Raw genomic sequence first — 19645 nt, forward strand, 5'->3', positions numbered from 1 at the left:
CGGTTTTCCGGGCGAGGGCAAGAACCGGAAACCGAGAGCAATCTTGGGACGTAGCGATCTATTTTCCAGGAATTGCGTAAGACGAGGTCAGAGCGGTTCTGCTTTACAAAAAAGCTGAGCCGCTCCTGGGTTGAGGGACCCCCCGTCCGGTTTTCCTGGCCGGACGGAAACAAGGCTTTGCGGGACATTGTTGCAGTCCCGCAAAGCTTTTTTTGTGCTTTTTTTCAAGTCGGCCATGTTTCAATCGTTTCGACCTCGGCTGCGGCGAAGATTTATTGTGCAGCGCAACATTCTGCCGCATTTGTCGATTTTCATTTCAACTCCAACGGATTAAGCTGATCTCGATTTGGTGTTGGGGGGAAGATGACCAAGTGGGTCTATAGGTTCGGCGACGGGCAGGCTGAGGGCCGGGCGCGCGATCACGGGATTCTGGGCGGCAAGGGCGCCAATCTCGCGGAAATGTGCGCGCTCGGACTTCCGGTGCCGCCGGGGCTGACGATCGTCAGCGACGCCTGCAACACCTATTACAAGAACGGCCGTCACATCGAGGATGCGGTGAAGGCCGAGGTGCGCGCCGGCATATCGGCGATCGAGGCAATCACCGGCCGCCGCTTCGGCTCGGTCAGCCAGCCGTTGCTGCTCTCTGTGCGCTCCGGCGCCCGCGTCTCCATGCCGGGCATGATGGACACGGTGCTCAATCTCGGCCTCAACGACGAGACGGTGCAGGCGCTCGGCCATGATGCCGGTGATGCGCGTTTTGCCTGGGATAGCTACCGCCGCTTCATCCAGATGTATGCCGATGTCGTCATGGGTCTCGGCAACGACGCCTTCGAGGAGATCCTGGAAGACGAGAAGGCCAAGCTCGGCCATGAATTCGATACCGAACTCAGCGCCTCGGAATGGCAGCATATCGTCTCCCTCTACAAGAAGCTGATCGAGGAGGAGCTGGAACAGGAATTCCCGCAGGATCCCGAAGTCCAGCTTTGGGGTGCCGTCGGCGCCGTGTTTTCCAGCTGGATGAGCGCGCGCGCCGTCACCTATCGCCAGCTCCACAATATTCCGGAAGCTTGGGGCACGGCGATCAACATCCAGGCGATGGTCTTCGGCAATCTCGGTAATAGCTCCGCCACCGGCGTCGCCTTCACCCGCAACCCCTCGACGGGCGAGAGGGCGCTTTACGGCGAATTCCTGGTTAATGCCCAGGGCGAGGATGTCGTGGCCGGCATCCGCACGCCGCAAAGCATCACCGAGGAGGGGCGGATTTCCTCCGGCTCCGAAAAACCCTCGATGGAAAAGCTGATGCCGGAGGCGTTCCGCGAGCTCTGCCGCATCTGCACCGACCTCGAAATCCATTACCGCGACATGCAGGATATCGAATTCACCATCGAGCGCGGCAAGCTGTGGATGCTGCAGACCCGCTCGGCCAAGCGCTCGACCCGGGCGGCGATGAAGATCGCCGTCGACATGGTCGACGAGGGGGTGATCACCGAGGACGAGGCGGTGCTGCGCATCGAGCCTTCCAGCCTCGACCAGCTGCTGCATCCCACAATTGATCCGCGCGTCACCCGCCAGGTGATCGGTAGCGGGCTGCCGGCTTCGCCCGGCGCTGCCACCGGCGCCATCGTCTTCACCGCCGAAGAGGCCGTCGAGGCGGAATCCGAAGGCCGCAAGGTCATTCTGCTGAGGGTCGAGACCAGCCCCGAGGACATTCACGGCATGCATGCCGCCGAAGGCATTCTGACGACCCGCGGCGGCATGACCAGCCATGCGGCGGTCGTTGCCCGCGGCATGGGCATCCCTTGCGTCGTCGGCGCCGGCACCATGCGCATCGATCAACGCAACGAGCGGCTGCTCGGCGTCGGCGTGACGCTGAAGAAGGGCGATATCATCACCATCGACGGCTCGGCCGGCCAGGTGCTGAAAGGCGAGGTGCCGATGATCCAGCCGGAGCTGTCTGGCGATTTCGGCCGCATCATGGGCTGGGCCGACCGGGCCCGGCGCATGACGGTGCGTACCAATGCCGATACGCCGGCCGATGCGCTGGCTGCCCGCTCCTTCGGCGCCGAAGGCATCGGCCTTTGCCGTACTGAACACATGTTCTTCGAGGGCGAGCGCATCCATGTGATGCGCGAGATGATCCTTGCCGTCGACGAGAAGGGCAGGCGGGTGGCGCTCGACAAGCTGCTGCCGATGCAGCGGCTGGATTTCACCGGCCTCTTCACCGTCATGCACGGCCTGCCGGTGACGATCCGCCTGCTCGATCCGCCGCTGCACGAATTCCTGCCGAAGACCGATGACGAGGTGGCCGAAGTCGCCTTCGCCATGGGCATGGAAGCGTCCGTGCTTCGCCAGCGCGTCGATGCGCTGCACGAGTTCAACCCGATGCTCGGCCATCGCGGCTGCCGGCTGGCGATCTCCTATCCCGAAATCGTCGAGATGCAGGCGCGCGCCATCTTCGAGGCGGCGGTCGCCGCAGCCAAGGAAACCGGGGCTGCCGTGGTGCCGGAGATCATGGTGCCGCTCGTTGGCCTGCGCACCGAGCTCGATTACGTCAAGGCGCGCATCGACGAGGTCGCCGGCGACGTCATGCGCGAGGCCGGCATGAAGATCGATTATCTCGTCGGCACGATGATCGAGCTGCCGCGTGCGGCCCTCCGCGCCCATGTGATTGCCGAAGCCGCCGAATTCTTCTCCTTCGGCACCAACGACCTGACGCAGACCACCTTCGGCATTTCGCGCGACGACGCCTCGGCCTTCATCCCCACCTATCAGCGCAAGGGCATCATCGAGCACGATCCCTTCATCTCGCTCGATTTCGATGGGGTGGGCGAATTGATCAGCATCGCCGCCGAACGCGGCCGGCGCACCCGCAACGACATGAAGCTCGGCATCTGCGGCGAACATGGCGGCGACCCGGCCTCGATCCGCTTCTGCGAAACGATCGGCCTCGACTACGTCTCCTGCTCGCCCTTCCGTGTGCCGATCGCCAGACTGGCGGCGGCGCAGGCGGTGATTGCCGGCGGTCTGGAAGAGATCCGGCGCGGTCCGAAAGACCGGCGGGCAACCGTGTAGGATATTCGGTTGAGTGTGGGGCAGGGTGCCCTGGGCACTCAGTAGCGATAGCGCCAACGATCGCGGTAGTACGGTCCGTTCAGATCCCAGGCCATGCGGTTCATCATCTCGGCACTCTGCGCCCGCGATTCGGCGCGCCGGTCGAGATCGATGCGCTGCAGGCAGGTGGCAAAACCATCCGTGCCGCGCCGGAAGCCATAGCTCAGGCACCGCTGCTCATCCGCCGCCCGCCGCTCCTCCGGCGTCATCGTCTGGCAGGCGGAAAGCCCGGCGACGATGGCGGCCATGACGGTGATGAGAAGACGAATGCGCATTGGTGTGGTCCTTGGGATGCTTTTCCCTGAGGAAAGGCCATTCGGGCGAGGGCGTCAAGCTGCTCTTCGCCCGGGAGATCGCTGAGAGCTGGGTGATAAAGTGAGCCGTTTACCGTGCGGCCCCCTCATCCGCCCTGCCGGCACCTTCTCCCCGCTTGCGGGGCGAAGGGGGTATGCCGCAACCTCTCGATTGCCTCTTCTCCCCTCGGGGAGAAGGTGCCCGTAGGGGCGAAAGGGGGTCGGGTCTGCCATTCCTTACAGCCTCCTGCACCCAACCTCTCCTCCCTCATTCCTGTGCTCGTCACAGGAATCCAGCCACCGCGCGTCTGCGCGGTGAATGACGCTCATAGGTGACGCAGGTCTCCTGCGCCCAAGGACTTGGGCGCATTGGATTCCTGTGACGAGCACAGGAATGAGGGAGATTGGGGTGACGCTCTCACGACTTCACGCCGCCCCAGCCGGATCCCCGATCGGCAGCAGCGCCGGATTAAGCGGCGGATCCTCCGGGTTCTTCGTGTCGCCCGGGTCCTGAGCCGGTGTAAGCGGCGGTTTTTCCTGGATGCGGTCGGGAATGCCTGATGTCGGCGTTGGGCCGCGCGGCGTATCGGCATTGGGTGTCGGGATCGGGTTTCTGTTCGGCATGAGTGCCTCCTTTTCGAAAAAGGAACGGCAGGCTTGGCACTTGGTTCCACTTTCGCCGGCCAACCTTTCTATGCATGAGGGCCATTCCTATGTATGAGGAAAACATGGTCTCTCCCTGAGAGGCCGGCAAACCTTGGAACGAGCATGGCCCTTCGCGATCGATTTTCGAAAAAACTGAACTGCCCGCAATGCGGCAATGAGGGCTTTGCCGAAGCCTCGGAAGTTGATGATCCCAAGCGCAAGCACCCGGATTTCAAGGTCGATCAGCTGCCGCGCGGCTTTGGCGTGCAGCGGCCTTCCAACCATCAGGAAAATTTCGTCATCAAATGCGAATGCGGGCGCAAGTTCCCCTTCCGCAGCGTTGCTGAAGCAGCGGCCGAGCGCCGGTAGTCTTTCGGAGTAACAATGCTTGGCTTTTTCCTGCGCGTGATCGCCGTCCTGGCACTTTCATTCAGTTCAGCCACTGCTACCAACGCCGAAGTCGCCGAGAAATTTCATGATGCCGTCCAGGTGGGAGATGTCACGACGGTAAGAGCCATGCTTGCGGCAGATCCATCTCTCGCGATCTCCGTCGATGAATATCGATTCCAGCCTGTCCACCTTCTCGACATGTATTTCGAGCGGGAAATCCTGGAGCTTCTGCTTGCGAACGGAGCCGATATCAACGCCAGGAATGACGAGGGGATAAGCATTCTCCACATCATCACCGATCCTGAGGCGGTGAATCTCCTGATAGAGAAGGGGGCCGACATCGAGGCTCGCGACAATCGCGGCCGAACGCCTCTTATCGTCCAAATGCTCAACCGGCAGAATGGGCCTGATGTTATCGCCGCGCTTCTGAAGAACGGCGCAAATCCCGATGCCAAGGATGATAGCGGCGTGACAGCCTTCGATATCGCGCGGCAAAGTGGCGACGAGGACCTTATCGGCCTGATGACGAGAAGCGGGACCAGGAACTGACGCAGCGACCGCCCGTGCTCTGAACCTCAGATCCGCTCCAGCACCTCGATGAAGGCATCGGCGAAGCGCACCAGCGGCGCGGTCTCTTCATCAGGCGCCTGCATGCGGATCTCCGTGCCGTTGCCGTCGAGCAGCGCCAGCACGACGCGCATCTGCTGGCCGTCGTCTGGAATGCGCAGCACTGCGATGCGGCGGCAATCATCGATGAGACCACCGGCCGGAAGGTCGAACAGCAATTCGCCGCCGGAGCGTGCCGCCGCCTGGCGCACCGCCTCGCAGAAGCCGGCATCGCCGCCGGCATAACCTTCGAGCGAAAGTTCGAGCTCGAGCAGCTCCATCGGCAGCATCGGCTCGGACTGGTGGTCGATCCCGCCAAGCGCAGACGCCTGCGGCCTTGCTGCAATCTCGGGTGAAATCATCCCGTCTCTCCTTTATATCTGGAGATGAAACCGCGGCAGAATGGCCTTTTTTTGACATATCAGCAAGGGCTTATGAAGAAGCCGCCATTTCGCCATGGCGTTCGCCGTGGATTCCAACGCAATGCCTCAGACAATCGTTTCAATTTAGCCGAATCTTGCCCCAGATCCGGATGATTTCAGGCCGGGCCGGCCTAAAATCTGAATCCGGATCTAAATCAAAGAATAGAGCATGACGTCGTCCGAAAACCGCTTCACACTTTTCGGCATCATGCTCTAAACAGGGTTGAGGCGATTTGCGTGGTCGAACGCGTGGGCGCTGACGAGCAACCGGTAAGTTTGATGGCCATCCGCTATGACCGCCCCGTTTCCAGCGCCGCCCGCTCTTCGCGGCTCATCGGGGCGTTTTCCCTGGTGCTGGCGCTGGCCGTGATGATCGCCCATCGCTTCGGCGGCCTCGCCACACCCTATCTGGTGCTGCTGCTGATTGTCGCTGCCGGCTGCGCACTGCTGGCCGCCATGCTGGCAGCCATCGGACTGCGCAGCCTCTGGATGACTGGGGCTGAGGGCGGATTGGCGGCGCTGGCGGCGCTGATCTATGCCGCCTTTCCGCTGGCGCTTGGCGCCTATGCCACCGAGCGCTATCTGACGCTGCCCGATATCTACGACGTTTCCACCGATCCGGTCTCCGCGCCCGACTGGCTTTCCTATCCGTATTTCGACCAGATCTGGCTGAAGCGCAAGGTGCAGGTGACGCCGGAGGATCGCGAAAAGCAGCTCGCCGCCTATCCCGAACTCACCGGCCGGCGCTATGAGGGCGCGCTCGACCGCGTGCTGGAGGCGGTGCGCAAGGTCGCCAAGATGAGCGGCATGACCATCACCGAGAGCAGCGGCGACACCGAGCCGGGCCGCGATCCCGAAGACAGACCGGTCAAGCCGCCGCAGGCCGGCGACGATGCGGTGGCCGATGCGCCCGATACCATCCCCGTGCCGACGCCGCGTCCCTATGACGACGACGTCGCCAAGCTGATCCGCGGCGTCAACGGGGTGACGCTGCAGGGCACCACCCGCACGCTGATCCTCGGCCTGCGCTTCGATTTCATCATCCGGCTCCGCGAAGAGGCCGAAACCACCTTCGTCGACATCCGCGTCGCCTCCCGCTACGGCCAACACGACCTCGGCTTCAGCGCCGAAATCGCCAGCGATTATCTGAAGGCGCTGGATGCCGAACTCTTAGGAATTGCGGGTGGGTGAGCAACGGTGGCGCAAAGCGCCAGCAATCGATCCGGCGAATCGATTGCAGTTGCGAACGCCCTGAGCCCAAGCGAAGGGCCGGGAGAGGGTGCGGCAAACTCAACCCCCGTACCGGTGCCGCCAAAGGCGGCAGTAATCGATCCAGTGAATCGATTGCAGCGGGTGAGCCGCGGTGCCGCCGAAGGCGGCAGTAATCGATCCAGTGAATCGATTGCAGCGGCGAACGCCCTGAGCCCAAAGCGAAGGGCCGGGAGCGGGTGCGGCAAACTCGACGCCCTGCGGGCCGCAACCTCTCGATTCACCCTTCTCCCCTCGGGGAGAAGGTGCCCGTAGGGCGGATGAGGGGAAGTAGCCGGGGCACTTCGAATCTAAAAGCCGGCGGTCTCGCGCACCTCGATCGCCCCCATCCGAGCGAGCGAGTCCCGCTCCGCGATCTCCATTGCCTCCGCAAGGTTCTTCGCTTCGATGAGCAGGAAGCCACCCAGATGCTCCTTGGTCTCTGCGAAGGGCCCGTCGGTCCAACTCACCTTGCCGGCGCGAACGCGCAATGTCTTTGCGGTCTTTGGGTCGGCAAGAGCGTTGGAGGCGAGATAGTGGCCTGAACGTTGGAGTTCTTCATTGGAAGCTAAGGACTCCCGGTCGATCTCGGCCCATTCCTCCTTGCTGGCGGCATCAGCAAGTGTTTGATCGATGTAGAAGAGACAAAGGTAGCGCATCCGGTTCCTCCATGGTGCTGTCGATGTAAGTCGAACTTGAACACCGCGATTCGACAAAGAGCAAAAAATGCTGCCAGTTCTGCTTATCCGGCGAGAGTTCCTTGCTGCTCTGCGATCTTTCCAGCGGAGATCTCTGGGGGCTCCAAGCCGATGTCACGGAGCAGGCGAGAGTCAAACCGCGAGAGCTCGCTCAAGCTTCGGCGGTACCTTCGCTGATGCTTCAGCAGCATCCAAACGGCTTGCAAGGTGCCCACGACACTGAGGTGTGGCGACTGTAGTTCGACGTGTTCGGAATGCTTAGTGGCAGCCATACTTGTCTCTCCTTTGACTGGCTCACGGCGCTCCGTCTTAATCGAACAGGATCGGCCGAAATCGACACGCTGGTTTCAGGAGCTTGATCTGAGCGGGTGACAAGACGGTGCGCGGACCATGGACATCGTTTGATAAGTGACACGATCTTGAGGGAATAGAGCCGGCCGACCTGCAGGACTTTGTGAAGGTGCTTTCCATCATGAAGGCAGCGGGGCTTACCCACGGTGGGTTTTATCGAAACTTTACATAAAACGATGTTCCGGCAGCCTGGCCATCGAGGGCGCTACGTTAGAAGCAATGACATTGCTGGATTGGCCCAATTACCTGATGAGCCCTTGCACGTGCTTGTCGAACGGTATGTGTGACAAGCCCATCGCGACGAGCCGGCCGCGGGATCATCAAGGCGGCACAATGGCGGATCACAGGACGCTTCTGAAAACAGCATTTTTCCGCTTTGGCTCAAAATCGAGACGGTCATCGCATTCATCGCGGCCGACCGGTTAGGGCCGAGACGGGACGATCGCAGCTTCCGAGGTAAGGTCTGGAAATGGTGAATTCTTGCCATCTCTGTCACAGCGGTAGTGTTCGAAACGGCCCAACGCGCTTGGTCAATGTGCGAGGAAAACAGCGCTTGCGATGAGGGGGCCGCCGAAGCCGGTCTTTCCTTACAACGTCTATGCGGGATTCGACCGCATCGTCTTTGGGCGTCGCCGACAGGTTGTTACGAGAGGGGTGTGCCGTGTGGCCCCCTCAACCGCCTGCCGGCACCTTCTCCCCGGGGGGAGAAGGGAAATCGCCGCAACCTCTCCGTTCCTAGCCCATCTCTCGCAGGGCACGTCCCCTCTCCCCGTTTTTACGGGGGTCCGGAGGACGGGTCGGGACGAGTGGCTCGACCCCGCCAAGGTTAGGGTGAGGGGCAGCCATCCGCGCAGGCAGAGACCCACTACTCCACCACCAACCACCCCGTATACCGCACCACCAACCCCGTCAGCCGCCCGCCGATCTCCACGTGGAAGTGGAACCGCCCATCGCGCTCCTCCTCATAAGTATCCCCGCCAGGCGCCAGAAACATCGGCAGTGGAATGCCGCAGAACCGCCAGCCGCGCACGACGAGCCGCAGCTTCCCCCCATCCGGCACCAGCGCCATCAGCACCCGGAACGGCCCGAAGACTTCGGCGAGCAGATGCCGGTCGCGGCCCTTGCCCTCGACCTGCCAGCTGCGGAACACCGTGCCGCCGAAATCCCGTGTCCAGACCTCCCTGTCGCCATCGGGCACGAAACGCACCGTGACCGGCACATCCTCGCCGGCTCTCGGAAATCCGATCACCCCAGCGACGATCCTCGCCAGCAGCCCGCCGCCGCGCTCGATCCGCGCCCGGCCGGAGGCGACGCGCGCGCCGCCGGCATGCAGGGCTGATAGGGCAGGCGGCAGCCGCTCCCAGGCGCTGCCGAGAATCCGCCGGTAGAGCGGCTGGCACGGCTCCTCATTTTCCATCCGGATCCCCGATGTGATCGAAAACCGCCGGAAGGCCGCTTCGAAATCGTCAAGCCGCAATTCACCAGCCGCCGGCCGCGCCCCATTCTCCGGCCGGATGCCGGTCAGCAGCCGTCGCACCAGCGCGTCCACGCCGATGATGGGAATGAACGGCCCGTCATCACCTTCGGCAATCAGATGCCAGCCGGATGTCAGCCGCTCGCCCGCGTGATCGACGCCGCCGACACGGACGAACATGCCGCCGCGATGTTCGCCCACCGCGAAAGCGTGGCTGGCACGCTGCAGCAGCCGCGCAAACGGCAGCAGCGACGGCAGCAGCCGGAAGCGGACGAGCCTTGCCGCAAAGCCGAGCAAATGCTGCAGCGCCTGCGGCTCCGTGCCAACCCCGGTGAAGCTGGATTTGAGATCGGCAAAACGGGCCGGCAGCAGCGCCAGGTCAGGCGCATCCACCAGCAGGAATTTCCGGCTGCGCAGCGGTGCCGCCCCAGGTGCTGCCACCGTCACCCGCATCGCATCGATCAGCCCGCGCCCGGCGGCCGGCCGCCCATCGCGCCGAACGATGATCTTCTTGCCGGCATAGCTCGCAATCGCTCTCACGACATTGAGCCCGATCCGCACATGCGCCGAGGGCGCAATGCCCGCTGCGACACTGTCGACCCGAGAGAAATGCGGCGCCATCGCCTCCAGCGCCGCAAAGGAGAGGGCGGGCAGGCTGCTCAGCCCTGACAGAGCGAAGGTGCCCTTGGCCTTGGCGGCCGCATCGAGCCCACCAATGCCGGCGACGAAGCCGGTGCTGTCGGCAATATCGGCATAATCGATGTCGAGATCGATGCAGGCCTCGGCGACTTTATAGGCATCCTTGCCGAAGCTCTGGAACGGCCCCGAGGCATCGATGACGAGATGGGGCCTCATCCGCGTCAGCTGTTCGGTGAGATCGCCGTCGCGGTCGAAGCGAACGGCCTGCACCATCGCGCCGAGATTGTTGCTTCCCAGGCCCTCGGCGCCATCTTTCGGCGTCCGGAGATCGGCAACGAAATCGTCGGCCTTTTCAAGCGAGCGCCCCGCAACCAGCAGCCTCAGCCGCGGTTCATCGCCAAGCAGCTGGGCGAGCCGCCCGCCGAACGTGCCGTATCCGCCGATGATGAGCAGGCAAAATCTCTCGTCGCTCATGCGATGAACCGGCTGCGCTGCTCCGGCGTCGGCACCATGCAGCTTTGCCGGCCGGCAATCTTCAGCCTGTTGCGGGCGATGAATTCATAGAGCGCATCGGCCGCCCGCCGCGGCAGCAGCCGGAAGATCTTCACCAGCGAATAGGGAAAGCCGAGCCCCGCCACCATGCGGATCGAGCCGTCGGATTTGAAGAAGGCGCGGCCGTTTTCGATCAGGATATTGGTCTCGTAGTCACGCGCGTGTAGCCCGTAATGCCGGTAGAGCGCTTCGCCGAGCGGCGTCTGCGCCGCCAGGAAGCGGTATCGCTGCTGCTTGTCATGTTTCAGCGCGAATTTCACCCAGCCGGAGCAGAACACGCATTCTCCATCGAAGACGATCAGTGGCCGATCATCGGCAAAATCAGGCACATCAGGATCTTCGCGATAGCTATAATCGGCTCGAGGCTTCATCGTGATATCCCCGTCCTCATTTCGGTGTCGCCGGCCGATAGGTGGCGGCCAGCGAAGGCGGCCCATCCGCCGCAATCATACCGCGCTCCACCAGATCCTCGATATGGGCGAGAACCGAAAGGGCGGCTGCCCCATGCAGCTTCGGATCGGTATCGCAATAGATCACCTTCACCATCTCGGCGATCCGCTCATCGCCGGCCTGGACGCGCGCCAGCACCGCCTGCTCGCGCCTGAGGCGATGCGCCTTCAGCGCCTTGAGGAAAGTCGAGGGTTCCGTCACCGGCCCGCCGTGGCCGGGAAGCAACAGCCGGTCGTCGCGCTCCATCAGCCGCTCGAGCGATTCCATGTAATCCGCCATCGAACCATCCGGCGGCGCGACGATCGAGGTCGACCAGGCCATGACATGATCGCCTGAAAACAGGATGTCGCGACCCGCAAGCGCGAAGGCGGCATGATTGGTCGTGTGCCCCGGCGTCAGCACTGCAGTCAGCGCCCAGCCATCGCCCGACAGGGTCTGACCGTCACCGAGCGTTATGTCGGGCACGAATGATAGATCCGAGCTTTCGGCAAAGGGATTGATCTCGCCCTCCCGCAAGGGCCGCGCCGGCCGGTGCGACCCTTGCCCCACCGTCACCGCCCCCGTTGCCGCCTGCAGGCGCTTGGAAAGCGGCGAGTGGTCGCGATGCGTGTGGCTGACGAGGATATGGGTCACTTCGCGGCCGCCAAGCGCTGCCATCAGTGCTTGATAATGCGCCTCGTCCTCCGGGCCGGGATCGATGACCGCGACGGAGGAAGCGCCGACGATATAGCTGTTGGTGCCGAAAAAGGTGAAAGGGCCGGGATTGTTCACTGTAACCCGCTCGACACCCGAAACAACCGGCACGGCCTGCCCATAGGCCGGCTCGAAAGCGAGGTCGAAAGCGGGACTGTCCATGAAGGAATGATCTCGGGCCGATGACGTCGCCAATTTCTAGCACGACATCAGGTACTGCGCAGCGCATAAATCTGCGCCGGGTTAAACTTAGTCATTGTGACAGGCGAAGAGCTTTGCTAATCAGGCGTCGATTTGAGCAGGCGGTTTCCGCTCAAGCTCTGGTGGGGCGTCGCCAAGCGGTAAGGCAACGGTTTTTGGTACCGTCATCCCTGGTTCGAATCCAGGCGCCCCAGCCACGATCACATGGTCCGTTCTCCATTCATTGGCTTTCCGACAGGAACTCATTTAAGCGCGACGCCAGACCTGCCTGGTCCTTCGTATCGCATTCCCAGATTACCAATACAGTCCAGCCAAGCGCCTCCAGTCTTGACTGGCTTACCTCATCTCTCCTGACATTATCATCGAATTTTTGCTGCCAATATTCTGCGTGTGCTTTGGGCGTTGTCGCTCGCGCGCATCCCGAATGACGATGCCAGAAGCACCCATGAACAAATACAACCTTGCGAAGCCTAGGAAAGACAAGATCAGGCGTGCCAGGGAGCGTCCGAACGTGAAGCCGATATCGGAAGCCCAGCCCGTGCGCTGTGCGTCTTACCAGCATTTCGGGCTTGCTGTCGGTGGGCCTCACCTTTGCCATCAAGCGGCGGCGCTGCTCAGGGACATCTGCAAAGAGATCGCGTGTCTTCATAGCTCCAAGGTAGCGCCAGGCGTAAATCCAAACAGCCTTTCGAACGTCTTATCGAAGTGAAGCCAGTTGTCACCCGCGAGACCGGAGCGGTCTTCAGATGATAGATGGCTCCACTTCGGTAAAGGCGTTCTCAATAGGAAACGTTTGTAAAAGCGCATCCAACCTTGTTTGAGAGCTGGCGCTTCGGCTTTTGCTGTCACCTCAAGTAGGCCGCCGTTTAGAACCCGTTGGAGTACTTCTACCGGCCATTCCCCTGGCCAGATCGCGTAAATGGAATGTGTGGGAATTGCCGCGGTTCGATCCAGGGTGACAAACGGTTTGTTGCATAGTTCAGGCATTAGAAGTTTAGGACCTTCTGACCAAAGGGCAGGAATGGCATCAATCGTACGCCAGTACTCGCCGTTCTCCCTGAAGTGGCTTCTCTTGCTGAGTGCTTCCTTGTGCCCCTCGATCCAAGCGGCGAAGCCTGGCCACTGCGCAGGATCGATAAGTGTGCCGCGGCGATCATACGGTACCACCACCCGCAACCGCGTTGCCTCAACCACGGGACCGGTCAAATCTCTTCGCTCGAGAAAAGGTCGAATGAGTTCGTCCTCCACTTCTGCGGCCTGCTCAGGTTCTAGTATAAACGTTCTGCCCGCCCCAAGCGCCGGTCCCACGCGGACGACGCAACCAGCCTCGAAAAGACTCCCATGTCGCGCAAGCAGTTCTCGCTGTATCGCTCGCGCTTTTTCTCTCTTGTTCGACGATACGCGATGGATCGACCGATCACTTTGCGTCAAAAGGACGATGGCGCTGTACGCGCCCACCGATCGCAAAAATGGATCCACTGGACGCTCGTCCGCTACGGTAATCGTCCAGCCTCGCGACTTGGTGTTTTCCACAAATGCCTCACCGTACTGTGCAAACATCCAACGATCGCTGGTCAACGCGGCAATAGAGCCGCCATCCTCGGCCCACTCCTGCATTCTATTTATGAAAGCGACAGATAGGTCACCCCGCGTGCTCATGGTCGGCAAGGCTTCACGATAAATATCTGCCAAAACAGGGGGAAGATTTTTCCAGCGGACGTAAGGCGGGTTTGCGGCAACGTGCGTGGCGCGTCCCGGCTTCTCCAAAAGGAAATCGCGTTCGGATACCCATTCTAGGACGAGTTCATCGGCGAGGTGCGCGCTAAGGTTTTCCTCTACGAGGAGCTTCCAGAGAAATCGTCGCACCGTAGCTGCCGCGCCCGAATGAAGCTCGAAACTCTTGATTCGTGGTTTCAATGTCGCCAGAGAAGCTATCTGGCCGTGCGAATGGAACGAACGAATAAGACGGCGAACTGCTTCCAAAAGGATCGCGCCTTCCCCTGCGCAAGGCTCCAGGAGAACTGCCTGCGACAGGTCCGTGTTGGGCGTCCAACCAATCAAATCAAGCAAGCGGGCCGCGGTTGGAGCTGAGGTATATATTGCGCAACGATCGTGCAATTGCTCTATCGCTGCGTGCAGTTCCATTCATTCGTCCTCTGGCAATTTCTATTCAGTGCTTATAACAATATCGTGGCCCGAAGGGCAGTTAGAAAACCATTGATATGGTCGAGGGTTGAAGAAACGATGAGCGTCCAACGGCCAGGCCTTGCCTCCTGTCAGATTTCATCCGAATGACAGGCTTTAGTGTCGATACCAAGCTCTTTCAAGAGCTCGGCGAACTGCTGGTCGCGAAAGAGAGCACTGCTCTCGTCGAGCTGGTCAAAAATGCCTATGACGCCGATGCCACCTTGGTAACAGTGACTGGCGTCAATCTTGGCGATGCGACAAGTGGCAGCATTGTCGTATCCGACGATGGAGTTGGCATGGATGGCGGCGAATTCCGGCGCGGCTTTCTAACCATCGCGGGCCGCACCAAAAATTCTGGCGACCGGCGATCCCCGGTGTTTGGTCGTCGCTACACTGGCGAAAAAGGCGTGGGACGTCTCGCCTCTCACAAACTGGGGATGGTCGTAGAGGTTCAGTCGCGCAAAGCCGGCCCGGCGCCTAGAGGCGCAATCGCTCTCCCGCCGGCGATTTCGGAGGTGGTCGCTCGGATAGACTGGCGTACGATCGAAGCGCTGGAGACGCTGGATCAGATCGACGGGTCCGGCGCCGTGCGCGTCGATGAACGCGCGAAGCCATCCAAGCCTGGTAGCGGTACGACATTGAAGATCTCACCGCTACGAACGGCATGGTCCGATCGTATACGCGCGAGCTTCCTGCGTGAGGCCGCTACGCTCGCACCCCTGGCCGCAACGTGGAAGAAGCTGCCGGATGGCATCGTGGCCGAGGAGCTGCTGTTCGAGACCTTGCCGATCCGAGATCAACAGACGGGCGATCCGGGATTCGAAGTCGTCTTCGGTGGAGATCTCAATCTTGGCGATCGCCTTCTGCCCGATGTGGCAGCCGCAGCCAGTTGGATCGCCGAACTGTCTTTCGATCGAGACACAGGCATGCTCCGAATAGCTTTGTCGCCTACGAAAGCGGAAGTTCGCAACGCTCCCGGCGCGGAGGGTTTCCGGTTAGAAAAAAATCTTGGTCCAGGCGCAGGGCCGTCTTTCACTGGACGGATACTTCAACGTTCCCTCGCGTCATGGGAGGCTGAAGTCCAAGGCATTCGCGTATTCATGGAAGGCTTCCGTGTGTCGCCCTATGGCGATCTTCGCGACGACTGGCTGGGCCTGGAACGCACCTATCTTTCTCGACAGAAACGCCAGTTGACGAGTCTGGCAACCTTGAATGCAGATCAAATTCCCGCTGGCCTGGAAGCGGAAGAACTCGTGGTTCAAGGCAATCACGCCTACATGGGCGGTATTTTCCTGCACAGGTCGAGCAGTCCAGGACTTGAAATGGTCGTCAGCCGCGAGGGTTTCCTTCCTGGAGCAGCGTTCGACTTCATCACTCAATGGACTCGCGTGGCCACCGACCTGATTGTCCGATTGGGGTCGGTTGCCCGCAAAGAAGCGAAGGAAATCAAAAATCAGCAGCGCGTAGCGCAAAGGGACGCATCCCTGCGCTCGGATATGAACGAAACCCCGACTGCATTGCGAGTCAGAGAACACGCGCTGCAGGTCGAGCGCAGCTTCGCCAATATCCAGCAGGCCGTCGAACGCAACGATTTCGCAACGGCGACGCGTGAAGCCAGAGAGTTGCAGCCGAATCTTTCCGAGATTCGCGAGATGGCCGACCAATTCGGGAGCGAGGCCGTACAGTGGCGCGTGCTGGCGTCACTGGGCGCCGAACTCGCGGCCTTCGTTCACGAGATCAATGCCGTCGGGCTTCAGATATCAGCGTTGGCTCGCGAGCTTGAGGATGCCCTGACGATCGATGATCTTGCACGCACCCGAACTGCGATCCGCAAGGCCAGGCAAAGGGCTTTGGACCTTGCCGATCGGATTCGGCGCAATGCCACCTACCTAGTCGACGCGACCAGTTTCGAAGGACGTCGCCGGCGCGCGCGACTAACGTTGCGGGACAGATTCGAAACCGTACGATTGTTCTTCGAATCCAGGATCGAACAAAAGAACATCACGCTGATCAACGATATCCCGACCGATATTCGAAGCCCGCCGATGTTCCCGTCGGAGTTGTCCGGAATATTCACCAACTTGCTGTCGAACGCGGTCAAGTTCAGCAACGCCGGTGGACGTATCGAAGTCTCGGCACGTGAACACGGCGGTTTCTGCGAGGTTCAGGTCTCCAACACCGGTGCAGCTGTGGATCTATCCCGAGCCCGGCGTCTCTTCGATGCGTTCGTGTCCACTACCGAGCGACCTGACGCCATTTTGGGCCAAGGCATGGGCATGGGACTTACGATCACCCGCGCCTTCGTTCAGGAGTATGGCGGCGAAATCGATTTCGTCGCGCCGCCAAGCGGCTTCGCCACGGCGATACGCTTCAGAATTCCACTAAGGTAACCCATGACCGATATTGTATACATCGATGATACTCCAAATGACCTTCTGTCCGAGGCAGGAGCGCACGGCGCCCGAATAACGCCATTTGAGTTTGAGGAAAATGGCTCGAACGATCTCGCATTCAACGCTGCCCAGGCGGCTAATGTTTGGCTATTTGATTTTTTCTTAGTTGCCCCAGCTCATACGGAACACGGAGATGAGAACGGACTTAGTCTATTCCAGAAATGGAAGGCGACTATCGGGGGCCGCCCAACTACAGTAGTCGTCAGCAGCGATATAGAAAAAGCTGTAGGGGAACCCCTTGGTCCTTTCGAACGTCATCATGTAATTGCACAAAAGCACGGCGTAGAATGGGTGGGGACGAAAACAAAGGAAACGTTGGATCGGATCATAGAACTTGCTGATGCAGCAGATCTCATTGGCAATAATCTTCTGATTACTCCCCTCGATAACAAGCAGTTCGGCACTTACGATCCTGCAAGCCTATGCTTTGACATCCTAGGTGTGTCCCGCGATGCGGAATGGGCAAACAGCGCCATGCGCCAGATCGATCGCGCCCGCCCCCCGCGCGAAGTATCAAACACCTCTGGTCCGACTACCGCTCAGTCTATAGTCGGCTGGCTGCTCGCACATATACTGCCGTACCCGTCGTTTTTGCTGACCGATAGGCAAGCGGCCCTTCGTCTTGAGCTAACGCCAGCGAGCTTTAGAGCACTCGTAAACGCTGTAGAATCCGCTGGAGATACCAATCTCTATCAAACAAAGTTTAAGGCGTGTAGATACAAGGGGCCTCTATCGAAGTTCTTAGGGCCGCGATGGTGGCGCGCGGCGATTGACGACCTGGCATGGCATCTCTCTCAGGACGGTACCGGCTTCCGTCCGGCCCTACAGCAACTCTCTGACACTGTCGAGGTCGTTTGGATTTCCCAATCTGAACCGGTTTTGGTTTCCGATGCGGACCTAGTGGAAACCGATGAGATTGCCGAAGCAAGTGACTGTGTACGAGTAACTGACGAAGATTTTCCAGCAAGTATCGATCCTGCTTGGGTACTCATAGCTTCTGCACGTGCGGATCGGAAACTAGCGGCAAAAGTAGTCTATGAGGATCGTGAACTTCTGGAAGTTTCCGAATGAGAATAAATCTGAGAAAATACGCTACGGAACTGAGCTATTGGATCGACGCGCTGAAACCGTTCATCGGCAAGGAGTCTCATCGCGCGTTGTCAGCTTTGAAGGATCAGCTTGAAAACGGCCGAGACAACCTTCGACCGGCTTTCGATTGGAAGTTAGACAAGCCAATTGTGACTAAAGAAGCAGAGCGTTACGATGGCCCTGATAAAACACCTCATAAAGTCAAGGTCGGGTGGCAGTTCGAATCAACATTCGAAAGTAATGGGCAATCCAAGAAAACATCCCTATGGAACATAAAAAAAATGGTTACCCACATCCGGATCTACAATGCGGATGATGATTCTGAGATTTTACATTTTCATCATGATCTAAAAAATCGTGAGCAGCTTGGTCCGCATGTTCACATGCAATTCTCAGAGCACTACCTCAAAAACAAGGGACGCATACCTATTGCCGTACCTCGTTTTCCGATAACTGCAATTTTGCCTACAGACTGTTTTGACCTGGTACTAGCGGAATTCTTTCCGTTCGAATGGCCCAAATCTCAAGCTGGATCACACGGCTTAGTGACACTTAGAAGTAATCAACGGACTCGATTGATAGCCATAACAGAAGCTCTGCAAAAACAATGGGAAGCCTCGCCGAAGCTGACGCCAGTCTCGGCTACCCAAAATTGCTATATGCCAGATTTGCAGATCGCCTGATGCGCATAGTCAGCCTTTTTAGTGGCGCCGGTGGCTTTGAGGCAGGTTTTGGCGACACACATAGGACAATACTCGTTAACGACGTCGCCATGAGTGCTCGCGATGTGCTCCGGCAGCGATTTCCCGACGTGGCGTTGATAGAAGATGTGCGAAACGTTCAACCGGACGACATCAACTCCGCCGACGTGCTGGTCGCGGGGTTCCCGTGCCAAGACGTCTCCATCGTGGGCGGACAACGTGGTTTGGCAGGTACTCGCTCGGCTTTGGTTGAACACGTATTTCGTCTCGCGAGAGCGACCCGTCCGTCCCATATATTGCTTGAAAATGTCCAGTCGATTCGCTTCGTTCATGGCGGACGAGTTCTTCTCTACCTTATGCACGCAGCGGAAAAACTCGGCTACTCGTGGGCATATCGCACGTTGGACAGCAGAGCATTCGGGCTTCCCCAGCGACGCCGACGCTTTTATTTCCTAGCCTCACGAGATTCCGATCCGGGCGAAGTGCTCCTTTCGGATGCTGGCAGTACCCTTCCCGCCAATTCTTTGGATCTATCGCTACCAGTCGGCTTCTATTGGACGGAGGGCAGAAGCGGCCACGGCCTGACGGCCGACGCGATACCACCGTTGAAGACCGGCTCGTCAATCGGGATACCATCGCCGCCCGCCGTCTTGTTTCCAGATGGGAGCGTCAAGATTCCGACAATCGAGACGGCTGAAAGATTTCAGGGGTTTCCAGAGGGCTGGACGGGAGCCGCATCACCGCGTCTTCGGTGGGGATTGGTTGGCAACGCGGTGAGTGTTCCGGTAGTCCGATGGATTTCTGATCGGATGAATTCTCCTGCACCATGGGACCACAAACTTTCTTCGCCTATGCCGGACCGACCTATATGGCCGTTGGCAGCTTGGGGAAATGGCCGAGGCCTACGTCTTGCGGTTAGCGTCCAAGAAGCGCCGAGTTCTCTTGATATCGGGCGAATATCCCATGGCAACTACTCGTGGACCGATCTGTCAGATCGCGCTCTTTCGGGCTTTGTGAATAGAGCTCGCGAAAGCCGATTGCTCTATCCGGGGGGCTTTTTAGAGCATCTTGAGGCCCGATTACGGTGACTGTACGGGATCGGTACCTGCTTTTCTAAAAGTCTTTATAGCCACGACATGAGCTGCAACCACGACACCACGATGATCAAGACCGTAAGAACCCTCGAAGATCTGTGCTTGGCCGTCCTGCAACTGAACGAGAATTATCTGGGGGGCGAGTAATGGCACCTTATTGCCGGCTCCCCCTTCATGCCGAAGAAGCCACTTACCGTCTTCAAGAAAAGTCGTTCCCATGATCTCGTTCAAGGTGCCCCTCCTTCAAAATCGTATTCAGAACAAGATGCCGATCGATTGCGCTGGCTTTTGTGGAAGTAGTCGCCACCATGGCTCCCCGCCGCAGCCCATTAATCAGCTCGCGCTGAT

General features: G+C 59.6%; 19 protein-coding genes and 1 tRNA gene. 9 read left to right on the forward strand and 11 right to left on the reverse strand.

Features of this window, described 5'->3' with window-relative positions:
* The first annotated feature begins 363 nt into the window (after positions 1 to 363).
* Complete coding sequence (gene ppdK / locus RWJ89_RS23690) at positions 364 to 3072, forward strand: pyruvate, phosphate dikinase (RefSeq protein ID WP_316031520.1); 2709 nt, start codon at positions 364 to 366, stop codon at positions 3070 to 3072.
* A 38-nt stretch (positions 3073 to 3110) separates the two neighbouring features.
* Here the strand turns inward: ppdK and RWJ89_RS23695 are convergent, their stop codons facing one another.
* Both RWJ89_RS23695 and RWJ89_RS23700 read right to left on the reverse strand, forming a co-directional pair.
* Positions 3111 to 3386 carry a hypothetical protein gene (locus RWJ89_RS23695; RefSeq protein ID WP_222000531.1) on the reverse strand — a complete coding sequence of 92 codons (276 nt, stop codon included), beginning with the start codon at positions 3384 to 3386 and terminating at the stop codon, positions 3111 to 3113.
* Between the two features lie 444 nt (positions 3387 to 3830).
* Entirely contained in the window at positions 3831 to 4028 is a 198-nt protein-coding gene (locus RWJ89_RS23700) for a hypothetical protein (RefSeq protein WP_222000530.1), read from the reverse strand.
* A 144-nt stretch (positions 4029 to 4172) separates the two neighbouring features.
* Between RWJ89_RS23700 and RWJ89_RS23705 the strand changes: the two genes are divergently transcribed.
* Both RWJ89_RS23705 and RWJ89_RS23710 read left to right on the forward strand, forming a co-directional pair.
* Positions 4173 to 4418 carry a hypothetical protein gene (locus RWJ89_RS23705; protein WP_003546063.1) on the forward strand — a complete coding sequence of 82 codons (246 nt, stop codon included), beginning with the start codon at positions 4173 to 4175 and terminating at the stop codon, positions 4416 to 4418.
* A 15-nt stretch (positions 4419 to 4433) separates the two neighbouring features.
* Positions 4434 to 4988: an ankyrin repeat domain-containing protein gene (locus RWJ89_RS23710; RefSeq protein ID WP_222000529.1), complete on the forward strand. Its 555-nt coding sequence runs from the start codon at positions 4434 to 4436 to the stop codon at positions 4986 to 4988.
* A gap of 26 nt (positions 4989 to 5014) precedes the next feature.
* Here the strand turns inward: RWJ89_RS23710 and RWJ89_RS23715 are convergent, their stop codons facing one another.
* Positions 5015 to 5407: a hypothetical protein gene (locus RWJ89_RS23715; protein ID WP_222000528.1), complete on the reverse strand. Its 393-nt coding sequence runs from the start codon at positions 5405 to 5407 to the stop codon at positions 5015 to 5017.
* A 339-nt stretch (positions 5408 to 5746) separates the two neighbouring features.
* Here RWJ89_RS23715 and RWJ89_RS23720 point away from each other — a divergent pair, with 339 nt between their 5' ends.
* Positions 5747 to 6658 (forward strand): DUF1499 domain-containing protein, encoded by a 912-nt coding sequence (locus RWJ89_RS23720; protein WP_316031521.1) that lies wholly within the window; start codon positions 5747 to 5749, stop codon positions 6656 to 6658.
* Between the two features lie 368 nt (positions 6659 to 7026).
* Here RWJ89_RS23720 and RWJ89_RS23725 read toward each other — a convergent pair whose 3' ends face one another.
* The 5 genes from RWJ89_RS23725 to RWJ89_RS23740 form a co-directional block, all read right to left on the reverse strand.
* Positions 7027 to 7374 (reverse strand): YciI family protein, encoded by a 348-nt coding sequence (locus tag RWJ89_RS23725; protein ID WP_027666739.1) that lies wholly within the window; start codon positions 7372 to 7374, stop codon positions 7027 to 7029.
* A gap of 83 nt (positions 7375 to 7457) precedes the next feature.
* The gene (locus RWJ89_RS33260; protein WP_025393522.1) at positions 7458 to 7685 is read right to left on the reverse strand and encodes a DUF1127 domain-containing protein; all 228 of its coding nucleotides are present in this window, start codon (positions 7683 to 7685) and stop codon (positions 7458 to 7460) included.
* Positions 7686 to 8629: 944 nt separating this feature from the next.
* The gene (locus RWJ89_RS23730; protein WP_316031522.1) at positions 8630 to 10351 is read right to left on the reverse strand and encodes an SDR family oxidoreductase; all 1722 of its coding nucleotides are present in this window, start codon (positions 10349 to 10351) and stop codon (positions 8630 to 8632) included.
* The gene (locus tag RWJ89_RS23735; protein ID WP_316031523.1) at positions 10348 to 10800 is read right to left on the reverse strand and encodes a thiol-disulfide oxidoreductase DCC family protein; all 453 of its coding nucleotides are present in this window, start codon (positions 10798 to 10800) and stop codon (positions 10348 to 10350) included. Before RWJ89_RS23735 ends, RWJ89_RS23730 begins: the two co-directional genes overlap by 4 nt.
* Positions 10801 to 10816: 16 nt before the next feature.
* On the reverse strand, positions 10817 to 11734 hold the full coding sequence (locus RWJ89_RS23740) for an MBL fold metallo-hydrolase (protein WP_316031524.1): 918 nt from the start codon (positions 11732 to 11734) through the stop codon (positions 10817 to 10819).
* A 162-nt stretch (positions 11735 to 11896) separates the two neighbouring features.
* Between RWJ89_RS23740 and RWJ89_RS23745 the strand changes: the two genes are divergently transcribed.
* Positions 11897 to 11970 (forward strand) — tRNA-Gln (locus RWJ89_RS23745).
* Between the two features lie 23 nt (positions 11971 to 11993).
* Here RWJ89_RS23745 and RWJ89_RS23750 read toward each other — a convergent pair.
* Together RWJ89_RS23750 and RWJ89_RS23755 are read right to left on the reverse strand one after the other, a co-directional pair.
* Positions 11994 to 12422 carry a very short patch repair endonuclease gene (locus RWJ89_RS23750; protein ID WP_316031525.1) on the reverse strand — a complete coding sequence of 143 codons (429 nt, stop codon included), beginning with the start codon at positions 12420 to 12422 and terminating at the stop codon, positions 11994 to 11996.
* Positions 12419 to 13918: an Eco57I restriction-modification methylase domain-containing protein gene (locus RWJ89_RS23755; protein WP_316031526.1), complete on the reverse strand. Its 1500-nt coding sequence runs from the start codon at positions 13916 to 13918 to the stop codon at positions 12419 to 12421. The genes RWJ89_RS23750 and RWJ89_RS23755 overlap by 4 nt, the downstream gene beginning before the upstream one ends.
* A gap of 146 nt (positions 13919 to 14064) precedes the next feature.
* Between RWJ89_RS23755 and RWJ89_RS23760 the strand changes: the two genes are divergently transcribed.
* From RWJ89_RS23760 to RWJ89_RS33265, 4 genes are read left to right on the forward strand one after another with little or no spacing between them, the layout of a single operon-like run.
* The gene (locus RWJ89_RS23760; RefSeq protein ID WP_316031527.1) at positions 14065 to 16350 is read left to right on the forward strand and encodes a sensor histidine kinase; all 2286 of its coding nucleotides are present in this window, start codon (positions 14065 to 14067) and stop codon (positions 16348 to 16350) included.
* A gap of 3 nt (positions 16351 to 16353) precedes the next feature.
* A complete protein-coding gene (locus RWJ89_RS23765; RefSeq protein WP_316031528.1) occupies positions 16354 to 17484 on the forward strand; it encodes a hypothetical protein in 1131 nt (376 codons plus the stop codon).
* Positions 17481 to 18185 (forward strand): hypothetical protein, encoded by a 705-nt coding sequence (locus RWJ89_RS23770; RefSeq protein ID WP_316031529.1) that lies wholly within the window; start codon positions 17481 to 17483, stop codon positions 18183 to 18185. The genes RWJ89_RS23765 and RWJ89_RS23770 overlap by 4 nt, the downstream gene beginning before the upstream one ends.
* Positions 18185 to 19291, forward strand: a complete 1107-nt coding sequence (locus RWJ89_RS33265) for a DNA cytosine methyltransferase (RefSeq protein ID WP_410056115.1) — start codon at positions 18185 to 18187, stop codon at positions 19289 to 19291. The genes RWJ89_RS23770 and RWJ89_RS33265 overlap by 1 nt, the downstream gene beginning before the upstream one ends.
* On the opposite strand, the gene RWJ89_RS23780 is transcribed toward RWJ89_RS33265, so the two are convergent.
* Positions 19283 to 19528 carry a hypothetical protein gene (locus RWJ89_RS23780; RefSeq protein ID WP_316031531.1) on the reverse strand — a complete coding sequence of 82 codons (246 nt, stop codon included), beginning with the start codon at positions 19526 to 19528 and terminating at the stop codon, positions 19283 to 19285. The two genes, RWJ89_RS33265 and RWJ89_RS23780, sit on opposite strands and share 9 nt — an antisense overlap.
* Positions 19529 to 19645 lie beyond the last annotated feature (117 nt).

The organism is Rhizobium sp. 10PS4, from assembly GCF_032464805.1.
GTDB classification, from domain to species: Bacteria; Pseudomonadota; Alphaproteobacteria; order Rhizobiales; family Rhizobiaceae; genus Rhizobium; species Rhizobium laguerreae.

What these genes read in the sequence shown, in the direction of transcription:
- RWJ89_RS33265 (WP_410056115.1), top strand. Translation starts at nt 18,185, where the DNA reads ATGCGCATAGTCAGCCTTTTTAGTGGCGCCGGTGGCTTTGAGGCAGGT.
- RWJ89_RS23770 (WP_316031529.1), top strand. Translation starts at nt 17,481, where the DNA reads ATGAGAATAAATCTGAGAAAATACGCTACGGAACTGAGCTATTGGATC.
- RWJ89_RS23755 (WP_316031526.1), bottom strand. Translation starts at nt 13,918, where the DNA reads ATGGAACTGCACGCAGCGATAGAGCAATTGCACGATCGTTGCGCAATA.
- RWJ89_RS23750 (WP_316031525.1), bottom strand. Translation starts at nt 12,422, where the DNA reads ATGAAGACACGCGATCTCTTTGCAGATGTCCCTGAGCAGCGCCGCCGC.
- RWJ89_RS23695 (WP_222000531.1), bottom strand. Translation starts at nt 3,386, where the DNA reads ATGCGCATTCGTCTTCTCATCACCGTCATGGCCGCCATCGTCGCCGGG.
- RWJ89_RS23765 (WP_316031528.1), top strand. Translation starts at nt 16,354, where the DNA reads ATGACCGATATTGTATACATCGATGATACTCCAAATGACCTTCTGTCC.
- RWJ89_RS23760 (WP_316031527.1), top strand. Translation starts at nt 14,065, where the DNA reads ATGACAGGCTTTAGTGTCGATACCAAGCTCTTTCAAGAGCTCGGCGAA.
- RWJ89_RS23735 (WP_316031523.1), bottom strand. Translation starts at nt 10,800, where the DNA reads ATGAAGCCTCGAGCCGATTATAGCTATCGCGAAGATCCTGATGTGCCT.
- RWJ89_RS23715 (WP_222000528.1), bottom strand. Translation starts at nt 5,407, where the DNA reads ATGATTTCACCCGAGATTGCAGCAAGGCCGCAGGCGTCTGCGCTTGGC.
- RWJ89_RS23725 (WP_027666739.1), bottom strand. Translation starts at nt 7,374, where the DNA reads ATGCGCTACCTTTGTCTCTTCTACATCGATCAAACACTTGCTGATGCC.
- RWJ89_RS23720 (WP_316031521.1), top strand. Translation starts at nt 5,747, where the DNA reads ATGGCCATCCGCTATGACCGCCCCGTTTCCAGCGCCGCCCGCTCTTCG.
- ppdK (WP_316031520.1), top strand. Translation starts at nt 364, where the DNA reads ATGACCAAGTGGGTCTATAGGTTCGGCGACGGGCAGGCTGAGGGCCGG.
- RWJ89_RS33260 (WP_025393522.1), bottom strand. Translation starts at nt 7,685, where the DNA reads ATGGCTGCCACTAAGCATTCCGAACACGTCGAACTACAGTCGCCACAC.
- RWJ89_RS23710 (WP_222000529.1), top strand. Translation starts at nt 4,434, where the DNA reads ATGCTTGGCTTTTTCCTGCGCGTGATCGCCGTCCTGGCACTTTCATTC.
- RWJ89_RS23705 (WP_003546063.1), top strand. Translation starts at nt 4,173, where the DNA reads ATGGCCCTTCGCGATCGATTTTCGAAAAAACTGAACTGCCCGCAATGC.
- RWJ89_RS23700 (WP_222000530.1), bottom strand. Translation starts at nt 4,028, where the DNA reads ATGCCGAACAGAAACCCGATCCCGACACCCAATGCCGATACGCCGCGC.
- RWJ89_RS23740 (WP_316031524.1), bottom strand. Translation starts at nt 11,734, where the DNA reads ATGGACAGTCCCGCTTTCGACCTCGCTTTCGAGCCGGCCTATGGGCAG.
- RWJ89_RS23730 (WP_316031522.1), bottom strand. Translation starts at nt 10,351, where the DNA reads ATGAGCGACGAGAGATTTTGCCTGCTCATCATCGGCGGATACGGCACG.